This window comes from Blastococcus sp. TF02-8 (assembly GCF_003319175.1).
In the GTDB taxonomy this organism is placed as follows: Bacteria; Actinomycetota; Actinomycetes; order Mycobacteriales; family Geodermatophilaceae; genus Blastococcus.
This window is the reverse complement of record NZ_QOHK01000001.1, coordinates 1-10,773: the sequence shown is the minus strand read 5'-3', so window position 1 is coordinate 10,773 and position 10,773 is coordinate 1. Positions and strand designations below refer to the sequence as shown.

12 protein-coding genes are annotated in these 10,773 nt (G+C 75.5%); 3 read left to right on the top strand and 9 right to left on the bottom strand.

The genetic code is table 11. The features are described 5' to 3' along the window. The first annotated feature begins 59 nt into the window (after positions 1-59). A complete protein-coding gene (locus DQ237_RS00065; protein ID WP_113795998.1) occupies positions 60-941 on the top strand; it encodes a TetR/AcrR family transcriptional regulator in 882 nt (293 codons plus the stop codon). A gap of 15 nt (positions 942-956) precedes the next feature. Here the strand turns inward: DQ237_RS00065 and DQ237_RS00060 are convergent, their stop codons facing one another. From DQ237_RS00060 to DQ237_RS00040, 5 genes are all read right to left on the bottom strand, one after another. Continuing rightward, complete coding sequence (locus tag DQ237_RS00060) at positions 957-1,673, bottom strand: methylase (RefSeq protein ID WP_113795993.1); 717 nt, start codon at positions 1,671-1,673, stop codon at positions 957-959. Between the two features lie 73 nt (positions 1,674-1,746). Further along, the gene (gene recN / locus DQ237_RS00055) at positions 1,747-3,531 is read right to left on the bottom strand and encodes a DNA repair protein RecN (RefSeq protein WP_205729997.1); all 1,785 of its coding nucleotides are present in this window, start codon (positions 3,529-3,531) and stop codon (positions 1,747-1,749) included. Further along, positions 3,509-4,537, bottom strand: coding sequence for an NAD kinase (locus DQ237_RS00050; RefSeq protein ID WP_113795991.1), 1,029 nt, complete (start codon positions 4,535-4,537; stop codon positions 3,509-3,511). The genes recN and DQ237_RS00050 overlap by 23 nt, the downstream gene beginning before the upstream one ends. Next, positions 4,534-5,331, bottom strand: coding sequence for a TlyA family RNA methyltransferase (locus DQ237_RS00045; RefSeq protein WP_113795989.1), 798 nt, complete (start codon positions 5,329-5,331; stop codon positions 4,534-4,536). The genes DQ237_RS00050 and DQ237_RS00045 overlap by 4 nt, the downstream gene beginning before the upstream one ends. After that, positions 5,331-5,525, bottom strand: coding sequence for a hypothetical protein (locus DQ237_RS00040; RefSeq protein WP_113795987.1), 195 nt, complete (start codon positions 5,523-5,525; stop codon positions 5,331-5,333). Before DQ237_RS00040 ends, DQ237_RS00045 begins: the two co-directional genes overlap by 1 nt. Positions 5,526-5,712: 187 nt before the next feature. Between DQ237_RS00040 and DQ237_RS00035 the strand changes: the two genes are divergently transcribed. Beyond that, on the top strand, positions 5,713-6,030 hold the full coding sequence (locus DQ237_RS00035; RefSeq protein WP_240619279.1) for an alkyl sulfatase C-terminal domain-containing protein: 318 nt from the start codon (positions 5,713-5,715) through the stop codon (positions 6,028-6,030). Positions 6,031-6,047: 17 nt separating this feature from the next. Here DQ237_RS00035 and DQ237_RS00030 read toward each other — a convergent pair whose 3' ends face one another. Both DQ237_RS00030 and DQ237_RS00025 read right to left on the bottom strand, forming a co-directional pair. Then, complete coding sequence (locus tag DQ237_RS00030; protein WP_113795983.1) at positions 6,048-7,136, bottom strand: HAD-IIA family hydrolase; 1,089 nt, start codon at positions 7,134-7,136, stop codon at positions 6,048-6,050. Continuing rightward, entirely contained in the window at positions 7,133-7,552 is a 420-nt protein-coding gene (locus tag DQ237_RS00025) for a M48 family metallopeptidase (RefSeq protein WP_113795981.1), read from the bottom strand. Before DQ237_RS00025 ends, DQ237_RS00030 begins: the two co-directional genes overlap by 4 nt. A gap of 107 nt (positions 7,553-7,659) precedes the next feature. Here DQ237_RS00025 and DQ237_RS00020 point away from each other — a divergent pair, with 107 nt between their 5' ends. After that, the gene (locus DQ237_RS00020) at positions 7,660-8,964 is read left to right on the top strand and encodes a DUF1015 family protein (protein WP_113795979.1); all 1,305 of its coding nucleotides are present in this window, start codon (positions 7,660-7,662) and stop codon (positions 8,962-8,964) included. 10 nt (positions 8,965-8,974) lie between these two features. Here DQ237_RS00020 and DQ237_RS00015 read toward each other — a convergent pair whose 3' ends face one another. Both DQ237_RS00015 and DQ237_RS00010 read right to left on the bottom strand, forming a co-directional pair. Continuing rightward, on the bottom strand, positions 8,975-9,334 hold the full coding sequence (locus DQ237_RS00015) for a single-stranded DNA-binding protein (RefSeq protein ID WP_113795977.1): 360 nt from the start codon (positions 9,332-9,334) through the stop codon (positions 8,975-8,977). Positions 9,335-9,430: 96 nt separating this feature from the next. Continuing rightward, positions 9,431-10,339 carry a lipopolysaccharide assembly protein LapB gene (locus DQ237_RS00010; protein ID WP_147251710.1) on the bottom strand — a complete coding sequence of 303 codons (909 nt, stop codon included), beginning with the start codon at positions 10,337-10,339 and terminating at the stop codon, positions 9,431-9,433. Positions 10,340-10,773 lie beyond the last annotated feature (434 nt).

Here is a 10,773-nt window from a genome sequence, read left to right as displayed (position 1 = left end):
CTGCGGGCGCGTCACGGGTCCAGCGGGACCGTTACCGAGTCGTGACTAGCGTTGCTCGCGTGACTGGTGTGGCAGGTGCCCTGACGACGGCGATGACCCCTCTGCAGGACGAGGAGGTCACCGATCCGCTCGGTGCGCCCGTCATCCGGGCGGTTCCCCGCCCGGACCAGGACGCCGGCCCGCGGAACGCCGGCCCCCCGGCCGTCGAGGCGCCTGCTGCCCCATCGGCACCCGCCCTGGACGAGTCGCTCCCTGCACCGCACGGCCCCGACCCCGACCCGACCGGTCCGCGGCGGGCACGGCGGACCCGTGGCAGCGGTATCCGCGAGCGTCGCCGGCAGCAGACCCGGGTCCGCATCGTGGACGCCGCCACCGAGCTGTTCGCCGAGCGCGGGTTCGACGCGGTGAGCGTGGTGGAGATCGCGCAGCGGGCGGGCGTGGTCGAGAAGACGGTGTTCAACCACTTCCCGGTCAAGGAGGGGCTGGTCTTCGACGCCGACCCGCCGATGCGCGCCGCCCTGCTGGACGCCGTGCGCCGTCGCCCGGCCGGGGAGTCCGTCGCCGCGGCCGCCGGCAGCTTCGTGGTCGCGGCCGTGAGCCTGCTCGGCACGCCCGAGGCCGCCGAGGGCGTGGCCCAGATGGCGCGGGTGATCCGCGGCAGCCGCACGCTGCTCACGCGTGAGCGGGAGATCCTCGGCGAGCTGACCGACTCCCTCGCCGCCCTGATCGCCAAGGAGACGGGGGCGCGGCCGGGACAGATCGAGCCCTGGCTGGCCGCCCACGCCGTGCTCGGGCTGTACGCCTCGCTGCTGGAGCTGGCTCGCGACCGGGTGCTCGACGGGGTCAGCGGACCGGAGCTGGCGGCGGAGCTGCGCCGTCAGGGACGCCGGGGCCTGGCGCTGCTGCAGTTCGGTCTCGCGGGCTACGCGAAGCGGCGGTGAGCGCGCCGCTCCGGGTCAGACGTCGATCTGGAGCGAGCGGAGCAGCTGGTCGCCGCGGTTGCCCGGAAGGTCTCCGTCACGGGTGAAGAGGGCGACGGCGACCATGTAGCCGTCCTCCCCGGCCCAGCCGTGGCCCTCGGCGCAGAGCCGGCGGATGTGCTCGCGCACCTTGGGCTCGTTGCTGTAGGGCCCGAAGTCCAGGGCCATGGCGAGGAAGTTGACCACCCGGTAGCCGAGATCCTCGGCCGTGCGGACGGTCCCCTCGGGGTCGGAGTAGCTGGCCACCGCGGCCACCACGTTGTCGTAGCCGGTCTTGAGCAGCTGCAGCAACAGGTCGTTGCCGCGCACCCCGCCCCACAGCTCCGGCATGAGGATGTCGCGGTCCGGCGCGGGGATGTAGGGCGGGTTGGAGATGACGGTCCGGGCCTGGACCCCGCCGGCGGAGTCGGTCTGGTCGAAGAAGTCCCCCAGCTCCACGGTGTAGCGGTCCGCCACGCCCCGTTCGGCGATGTTGGACCGCGCCTTCTCCACCGAGGGCGCGCTGATGTCGTAGCTGTGCACCCGCAGACCCGGCAGCGACCGGACGACGTCGGCGATCGCCGTGGCGTCCCCGGTGCCGAGCTCGTCGACCCCGCCGTCCTCCCAGCGCAGCTGGTCCCGGTAGTGGTCCAGCAGCATGCAGACCGAGAAGCCGTAGTGCGCCGACTCGTCGGCGGAGGAGAAGCAGGTCACGAACGGCCCCTACCCCGGGCCCGACCCCGGCACGCCCCGGTCACCCGACCGGGGCGGGCGTGGCCGGGGGTGCTCAGCGGGCCGACGCCGCGACGGCCAGCAGCTCCTGGGCGTGCGCCCGACCGGTGTCGCTGTCGGCCAGACCGGAGAGCATCCGGGCCAGTTCACGCACCCGGTCCTCCCCCGTGACCGAGCGGATGTCGGTGGCGGTGACCCCCGCCCCCGTGTCCGGGGACTTGTCCACGACCAGGTGCGTGTCGGCGAAGGCGGCCACCTGCGCCAGGTGGGTGACGACGACGACCTGGTGGTCGCGGGCCAATCGCGCCAGCCGCCGGCCGATCTCCCCGGCGGCCTGGCCGCCGACCCCGGCGTCCACCTCGTCGAAGACCATCACCGGCACCGGATCGGCACCGGCGAACACCACCTCGATGGCCAGCATGACCCGGGAGAGCTCACCACCCGAGGCCCCCTTGTGGACCGGCCGAGCCGGTGCGCCGGGATGCGCGGCGAGCAGCAGGGCGACGTCGTCGATGCCGTCGGGGCCCGGCTCGTCGGGGTGGCTGTCGATCGCGAAGGAGACCCGAGCGCTCTTCATGGCGAGGCCGGCGAGCTCGGCCCCCACCTCGGCGGCGAACCCCTCGGCGGCGGCGCGGCGCCCGGTCGAGAGCTCCGCGCCCAGGCGGTCGACCTCGGCCCGGGCGGCGTCGCGCTCGGCGGCGAGGGCGTCCAGCGCCTCGTCGGAGACGTCGAGCTGGGCGAGCTTCTGCGAGGCCTCCTCGGCCCAGGCGAGCACTCCCGAGGCTCCCTGCCCGACCTCGGCGTACTTGCGCACCAGCGCGGTGATCGCCGCCCGGCGGTCGAGCACCTCGGCCAGGCGGGCCGGGTCGGCGTCCAGGTCCGCGACGTAGCCCGACAGCTGGCCGGCCACGTCGGACACGACGGCGACCGCGTCGGCGAGGTCCTGGGCGAGCATGACCAGCGTCGGGTCGTCGGAGGACGCCAGCGCCCGTTCCGCGATGGCGAGCGCGGCCGCCGCGTCCTGCGGGGCCTCGGTTCCGCCGAGGTCGCCGGTCACGTCGCCGATCAGCGCCAGGCGCGCCTCGTCGGCGGCGGCGCGCAGGGCGTCGGCGTCGCTGAGCCGTTTGGCCTGGGTGTCGAGCGCCTCGTCCTCCCCCGGCTCCGGGGCGACGGCGGCGATCTCCTCGAGTCCGTGCCTGAGCACGTCGGCGGCCTGGGCGAGCTCGCGGGCCTGCCCGCGCCGTCGTTCGAGGTCGGCGGCCAGCTCGCGCCACCGCTGGTAGGCCTGCCGGTACCCCTCGAGCAGGGCGAGGTGGTCGCCACCGGCGTAGCGGTCGAGCGCCCGGCGCTGCTCGGCGGGCCGGGAGAGGCGCAGCTGGTCGGTCTGCCCGTGCACGGCCAGCAGGCTCTCGGCCAGCTCGGCGACCACCCCGACCGGGACGCTGCGGCCCCCCAGGTAGGCCCGCGAGCGCCCCTCGGCGCTGACCGTGCGGGCGAGGATCAGGCTGCCGTCGTCATCGGGGTCGGCACCGGCGTCGGCCGCCCGCTCCCACACCGGCGACGCGGGCGGCAGTTCGAGCCGCCCCTCCACACCTGCCCGCCCGTTGGCCCGCACGCGTCCCGGGTCGGCGCGGCCGCCGAAGAGCAGCGTCAGGCCGGTGACCACCATGGTCTTGCCGGCGCCGGTCTCCCCCGTGACGACGGTGAGGCCTGGACCGAGCTCCAGGGTGACGTCGTCGATCGCGCCGAGGCCCCGGATGCGCAGCTCGGACAGCCGACCGGGCGCCGAGCGGTGGCCGGTGGCGGCTGGACGACGATCAGGCGCCGTGCGGGTCGCCATCGCTCACCTCCGCCCCGGCGGTCCCGTCGGCCGACACGACGTCGCGGGCCAGCACGTTGCGGCTGGTGAACAGCTCGTGGCCGGGGCCGGCGTGCCGGGCGTCCCGGAACCCGCGCACGGGCAGCCCGAACTTGGCGACCAGCCGGTCTCCGAAGGTGGCGGCGTGCACCCGGGCGATGCGGACCGGGCGGTTGGCGCGGCGGACGTCGACCCGGCCGCCGTCGGGGATGTCCAGCAGACGGCGGCCGTCGGCCGACACCCGGGCCCGGTTGCCGTCGGCGGGGATGGCAACGGTGAGCACCGAGTTCGGCGAGGTGACCAGGGGCCGGGCGAACAGGGCGTGGGCGTTGGTCGGCACGAGCAGCAGCGCCTCGACGTCGGGCCAGACGACCGGGCCGCCGGCGGAGAAGGCGTAGGCCGTGGAGCCGGTCGGGGTCGCGCAGAGAACGCCGTCGCAGCCGAAGCTGGTCAGGGGACGGCCGTCGATGGCGATGACGACGTCGAGCACCCGGGAGCGTTCCGCCTTCTCCACCGAGACCTCGTTGAGCGCCCAGGTGCTGCCGACGACGGTGCCCTCGCCGTCGAGGACGTCGACCCGGATCGCCAGGCGCTCCTCCACGGAGTACTCGCAGTCCTCGATCGCGGTCAGGGTCTCCTCGACGGCCTCGGGCTCGGTCTCGGCGAGGAAGCCGACCCGGCCGAGGTTGACGCCCATGAGCGCGGCGTCGGTGTACCGGGCGAGCTCGGCAGCACGGAGGAAGGTGCCGTCCCCGCCGAAGACCATGACGATCTCGGCCCCCTCGGCCGCCGCCTCGTCTGCGGGCACGACCTCCGCGCCGGGGATGTCGAGCGCGTCGGCCTCGTCGTCCAGGAGGCGCACGCCGATGCCGCCCTGCAGCAGGCGCGCCGCCGAGGTGCGGGCCAGGTCGACGATGTCCCGCCGGCCGGTGTGCACGGTCAGCAGGACGCGACGCTCCTGCTGCCCGGCCGTGCTCGAGTCGCTCACTGCGGTCCCTCCTGGACTGCTCGACGGACGGCGCTCTCCTCGATCGGCCCGGCGTCGGACCGGAGCCAGAGGAAGAACTCGACGTTCCCGGCCGGTCCCGGGAGCGGGCTCGCCACCACTCCCGCGGTGCCCCAGCCGAGCTCGGACGCGGCTCGACCGACCTCGAGGACGGCCTGCACCCGGTGCTCCGGGTCGCGCACCACTCCCCCGGCCCCCAGCCGCTCCCGCCCCACCTCGAACTGCGGCTTGACCATCGGGAGCAGGTCCGCCCCGGGCCGAGCGCAGGCGATGAGAGCGGGCAGGACCAGCCGCAGGGAGATGAACGACAGGTCGGCGACGACGAGGTCGACCGGCCCGTCGATGGCGTCGGGGGTGAGGGTGCGGACGTTGGTGCGCTCCAGCACGTGCACCCGCTCGTCGGTGCGCAGGGACCAGGCCAGCTCCCCGTAGCCGACGTCGACGGCGACCACCTCGGCCGCGCCGCCGCGCAGCAGCACCTCGGTGAACCCGCCGGTCGACGCGCCGGCGTCCAGCGCCCGCCGCCCGGCGACCTCGACCGGGAAGGCCTCCAGCGCGCCGAGCAGCTTGTGCGCGCCGCGGGAGACCCAGGTCGGCTCGTCGGGGTCGGTGCGCACCAGCACAGGGGTGGCGGCGTCCACGCCGGTGGCCGGCTTGGACGCCGTCGTGCCGGCGACCGCGACGCGTCCCTCCGCGATGAGGGTGACGGCGTGCTCGCGCGAACGGGCCAGGCCGCGGCGGACGAGTTCGGCGTCGAGCCGGTTGCGTCGGGGCATCAGCGGGGGTCGATCGTGCCGAGCTCGCGCTGCAGGCGCTCGTGCTCGGCCTCGAAGACCGCGACGTGCTCGGCGACGGGCAGCTGGTCCAGACCCTCCAGTCGCTCGCCGAGCTCCTCGCTCGCGGCGGGCGTCGGCGACGGACCGGGCCGCGGCGGACCCGGCACGGGTCGCTGCTCGCTCGGCTCGGTCATCGTGCGCCTCTCGGGTGGTGGCTGGTCCCGCCGTCTCGCTCGCAGGGCCGCGGGTACGTCGTCGCCCTCGGAGGTTACCGGCCGGGCACGACGGCGCGGGTCCGGCGGCGGGCCGATAGCGTTCGGCGAACCGCTGTCGACGTCGACCTTGGGGAGACCCGCCTCCGTGGCCACCATGGACCAGTGCATGACCGCCCTCACCGGGATCCTCGGTGACCTCGCCGCCAACCCGGCGGCAGCGGGCCTGGACCGCAGCCTCTCGTGCCGGATCACCGACCTGGAGCAGGTCGTCCTCGGACGCCTGGGCTCGGGCGCGGTGCGTGACCTGCGCACCGTCCCCGACGGGCCGCAGGTGCCCAAGGCCGACATCCGGCTGACCATGACCAGCGACGACCTGGTGGCCCTCACCGACGGCAGTCTCGGCTTCGGATCGGCGTGGGCCGCCGGGCGGGTCAAGCTCGAGGCGGGGCTCCGCGACCTGCTGCGGCTGCGCAAGCTGCTCTGACACCGCCGGCCGGGCGGTCAGTCCCGGCGCCCTCCGAGTCCCCATGCGGTGAGGACTGCGTCGGAGTGCGGGTCGCCGGCGAGCACCTGCGCCGGCGCCCCGTCCTGCGGGTGACGGCTCCAGTGCGCCACGCAGGCCACACGGAGGCCGTCCAACCCGTCGCCGTCCTCGCCGTCCGACGCAGCGGGCCCCGACAGCTCGACCGCGCCCCCCTCCCGGAGCCGTGCCGTCCACGCCCCGCACCGCCAGGTCCGTCCGTCGCCGAGGACCGGCGGGTGCGGGAGGAGGAGGCCCGCCGCATCGGGGGCGAGCAGGTCGGGGCGTCGCTGCGGTGGCGCCTCGAGCAGCAGGGCCGGGTCGGTGACGCCCGTCAGCACCAGGAGACTGTCCGCCCCGGCGCGTCGCGCTCCCTCGATGTCGGTGTCCAAGCGGTCCCCCACGACCAGCGGACGACGGGCTCCGGTCCGCCGGACGCACTCTGCGTGCATCGCCGGATCCGGCTTCCCCGTGACCAGGGGCGGGACGCCGGTGACCCCGCGGACCACGGCCACCATCGAGCCGTTGCCCGGTAGGGGTCCGCGCGGTGAGGGGATCGTCGCATCGGCGTTCGTGGCGACGTGCCGCGCTCCGTTGCGCACGGCGACCACCGCCTCGGCCAGCTGCGACCAGCCCACCTCGCGTCCGTAGCCCTGGACGACAGCGTCCGGCTTGTCGTCCGCGGACCCCACCACGGTCAGCCCCGCCGCCCGGAGCGCCACGGCCACCCCCGGCCCGCCCACCGGGAGAACCCGCGCACTGGGGCCGAGCAGCTCCGCGACGACGGTCGCAGCCGCCTGCGAGCTGGTGATCACGTCCTCGGGCGCGGCCGGGACCCCCAGCTCGGTCAGGTGCGCGGCCACCTCCTCCGGCGTCCGCGAGGCATTGTTCGTGACGTAGCCCAGGCGCATGCCGTCGCGACGTGCCGCGGCGAGTGCGACCGGGACCCCCGGCACGGCGTCCGGCCCCACGTAGACGACCCCGTCGAGATCCAGGAGCGCCACGTCGAAACGCCGGCTCGGTGGGAGCTCCGACCCGGCCGAGAGCGGCGTCGTCCCCGGAGTGGTCACGCCGACTCCCGCTCGAGCCGCGCCCGGACAGCGCGCAGGGCTCGGCCGTAGTGGGCGAGATCCGGGCGCATCGCGACCGCCAGCGCCAGGTGCTCCGCGGCGAGCCCGAGCTCTCCCGCGCGGCTGGCGGCCAGCCCCAGGCCGAACTGGGCGTAGTCGTCGGTGGGGTGGACGGCGATGAGTCCGGTGAAGCTCTCGATGGCCTCCCGGTACCGCCCGGCGTCGTACTGCGCCCGCGCGAGCGCCTCGCGGATGCTGCGGGAGCCCGGTTCCGCTGTCGCCGCGCGGGCCAGCAGCGTCGCCGCGGCGTCCGGGTGCCGGTCGGCGAGCAGCTGCAGCCCACGCTGGAGCCATTCGTAGACGTCGCCGTCGGGAGTGGGACCTGACGCTTCCTCCGAGGGGTAGGCCTCCGGCACCGCGCTCCCCCTCCGTCGGTCCACCCGGGCCGCGCCGGCTCCGCGTCGCGCCCGGTCCCGGCCGGTGCCCGGCGGTCGTCGCACCCGGCGCTCCTACGATTCTGGTCGTGCACCCCTCGCCGGCAGGTCCTCCGTCGTACCGGCCGGGACCGGGTCTGGAGATCCGCCCCTTCCGGGCGCTGACCTACCGACGACGGGATCCGGACCACCTCGCCCGTGTCAGCTCGCCAGCCTACGACCTGGTGACCCCCACCGGACGGGAACGACTGGCGGCTGCCGATCCGCACAACGTCGTCCGGCTGATCCTGCCCGGCGCGGGCGGTCGGGGGGCGTCGAGCCCGGAGCTCGCCGCACGGACCCTCGCCGACTGGCGAAGGGACGGCGTCCTGGCCCGCGACGAGGACGAGGCGCTGTGGCTGTACGACCTCACGCCGGTCGACGGGGGCCCGGCGACCAGCGGCTGGCTCGGCGCCGTCTCCTTGCCGGCAGCGGACTCGACCGCCGTCCTTCCGCACGAGGACACCTTCCCGGAGGCAGTCGAGGGCCGGCGGGCGCTGCTGGCGGCGACCGGCACGGATCTGGAGCCGATCATCCTCGCCCACGACCCGGCGCCGGACGTGGCCGGGCTGGCCGCCGCGGCGCGCCGTGCGCAGGCCGCGATGGACCTCATCGATGCCGACGGAGTGCGACACCGGCTCTGGCGCGTCGGCGACCCCTCCCTCATCGCGGCCGTCCGCGACGCCCTGGGTCGGACAGAGGCGGTGATCGCCGACGGACACCACCGCTTCGCCGCGGCCCGCGCCAACGCCCGGGCTCGCCACGGCGCCGGGGGCAGTGACAGCGTGCTCGCCCTGGTGACGCCGATGGGCCCGGGCGGCCTGCGGGTCGACCCCATCCATCGGGTCGTTCCGGGGTTGACGCTCGAGGCTGCGCTCGCCGGCGCCGCACGTGGTTTCGTCACGGCGGACGTGCCGGTCGGCCCGGGGTCGGCCGTGGGCGGTGTGGTGGCCACGGCGCGGCGGTGGCTCGACGACCCGGCCGAACGCGGGTTCCTGATCAGCGACGGACGGCGTCTCGTGCGACTCACCGCGCCCTCTCCGGAGGTGCGGGCCGCGGTCCCCGCCGAGGCCCCGCCGGCCTGGCGGGACCTCGACGTCGTCCTCGCCCACCACGGCCTCATCGGTCATCTGTGGAGACGGCCGGACACCGTCGACTCGATCGTGATCGCGCACGGACTCGAGGAGGCGCTGACCGCGGCGGCGGAGGGTTCCGGAGTCGCCCTGCTGCTGCGTGCCCCCTCCCCCACCGACGTCGCGGCGGTGGCGCGGGCGGGGGCACGGATGCCTCGCAAGTCCACGCTCTTCGTGCCGAAGCCGCGAACGGGCCTGGTCCTGCGGCCGCTGGAAGACTGATCCGACCGCATCACGCCGTCTCCTCGGCGCTCCGAGCGGCCGACCGCGGGACCTTCCGCCCCCGGCGGCAGTTCACCTCGCAGACCGACGCGGTGCCCGACCCGGTCCGCCAGAAGCGGCGCTGCAGCGCGCCTTCGACCTCGACGACGTCGCCGGGCTGCCAGGCGGCGAAACGGCGCTGCAGCGCCCGGTCGTAGGTGATGCAGGTGCGCACGTCCACGGACTGCCCTCGAACCCTCGGCGCTGGTCGGCGGACGATCAGGCGGAAGGTCAGGAGGGCGTCACCACTGGGCAGTGTGCGCAGTTCCGCGGGAGCGGACACCCGCCCCCGGAGCACCACGTCGTTGCGGTCGATCACAGCCACGGTCATGACCGAAGCGTGATCGGGCGGGGGCCCGGCCGGACCCGCTCGCGGAGATCTGTGGACGCCGCGCCGGCATGTGGACGGCGCGGCGCCCGTTCAGCGTCAGTCGGCGTCGGTCTCCGAGTCCGTCTCGCCGAGCAGCTCGGCGACCTCGGCCTCGACCTCCTCCTGGAAGGTCAGGGCAGGTACGGGCCTGGCGACTGGGACAGCGGCCGGGGACTTCCCGTCGGAGGGCAGGTCCGGCTCCTCGACCGGGTCCTCGTCCGTCTCCTCGACCGCGTCCTCGTCCGTGTCCTCGCCCGAGTGGTCGTCGGACAGCTCGAGGTCGTCCAGCTCGGTGAACTCGACACCCAGGTCCTCCCCCGCGAGCTCGGGGTCGACCGCGGCGACGGCGCCCAGCCACTGGTCCGCTCGCTCCTCGTCGCCCTGGGCGCGCAGGAGGTCGGCGTAGGCGGCGGCGATGCGCAGCTGCCCTTCATCGGCGATGTCCAGGCGCGCCGGGTCGGGGCGGCCCCCGAGGGCGGTCTCGAGCACGATCCGCGCGGCCGCGTCCTCTCCGAGATCGCGGCGCGCGCCGGCCTCGACGAGTCGCAGCTCGACGGTCTCCTCGGCGTCCGGTTCCTCGGCGAGCGCTTCGGCGACCAGCCGCAGGGCGACCTCCGGCCGTCCCAGGGCCCGCTCGCAGTCAGCGAGCACGGCCCGGTAGCCGTCGTCGCCGCTCATCCGTCGGTAGGCACGAAGCTCACGAGCCGCCTCGGCGTAGTCCTCCGCGTGGTAGGCGGCGACACCCACCGCCTCCCGCACGACTGCCAGGCGGGAAGCTCGGTCTCGGGCCGCCCGTGCGTGTGCGAGCGCGGTCTCCGGGTCCTCGTCCACGAGTGAGCCGGCCACGACCAGGTGGCCGGCCACCTTGGCAGCGTTGCGGGGGTCCAGGCCGCGCAGCGCGGACCTGATGCCGGCGTCGAGCTCACGCGGATCGGCCCAGTCAGGGATCTCCGGTCCGGCCGGCACCGGGGGACGGCGGTCGGACGCGCCGGCCGGCCGGCCCGTGGCCCCACGACGGTCGTCGGAAGGCCGGCGATCGCGCCAGTCCCCGCGGGGGCGGTCGCCCTGCGGGCGGCTCGGCCGGTCACCCTGGGGACGGCGGTCCTGCCAATCACCACGCGGACGGTCACCCTGCGGCCGGCGGTCCTGCCAGTCACCACGCGGACGATCACCCTGCGGACGGCTCGGCCGGTCACCCTGGGGACGGCGGTCCTGCCAATCACCACGCGGACGATCACCCTGCGGACGACTCGGCCGGTCACCCTGCGGACGACGGTCCTGCCAATCACCACGCGGACGATCACCCTGCGGACGACTCGGCCGGTCACCCTGCGGACGACGGTCCTGCCAATCACCACGCGGACGATCACCCTGCGGACGACTCGGCCGGTCACCCTGCG

Bases quoted from the DNA above. Each gene is read 5' to 3' on its own strand.
- recN (WP_205729997.1), bottom strand. From the start codon at position 3,531: ATGGCGACCCGCACGGCGCCTGATCGTCGTCCAGCCGCCACCGGCCAC.
- DQ237_RS00045 (WP_113795989.1), bottom strand. From the start codon at position 5,331: ATGCCCCGACGCAACCGGCTCGACGCCGAACTCGTCCGCCGCGGCCTG.
- DQ237_RS00040 (WP_113795987.1), bottom strand. From the start codon at position 5,525: ATGACCGAGCCGAGCGAGCAGCGACCCGTGCCGGGTCCGCCGCGGCCC.
- DQ237_RS00035 (WP_240619279.1), top strand. From the start codon at position 5,713: ATGACCGCCCTCACCGGGATCCTCGGTGACCTCGCCGCCAACCCGGCG.
- DQ237_RS00015 (WP_113795977.1), bottom strand. From the start codon at position 9,334: ATGACCGTGGCTGTGATCGACCGCAACGACGTGGTGCTCCGGGGGCGG.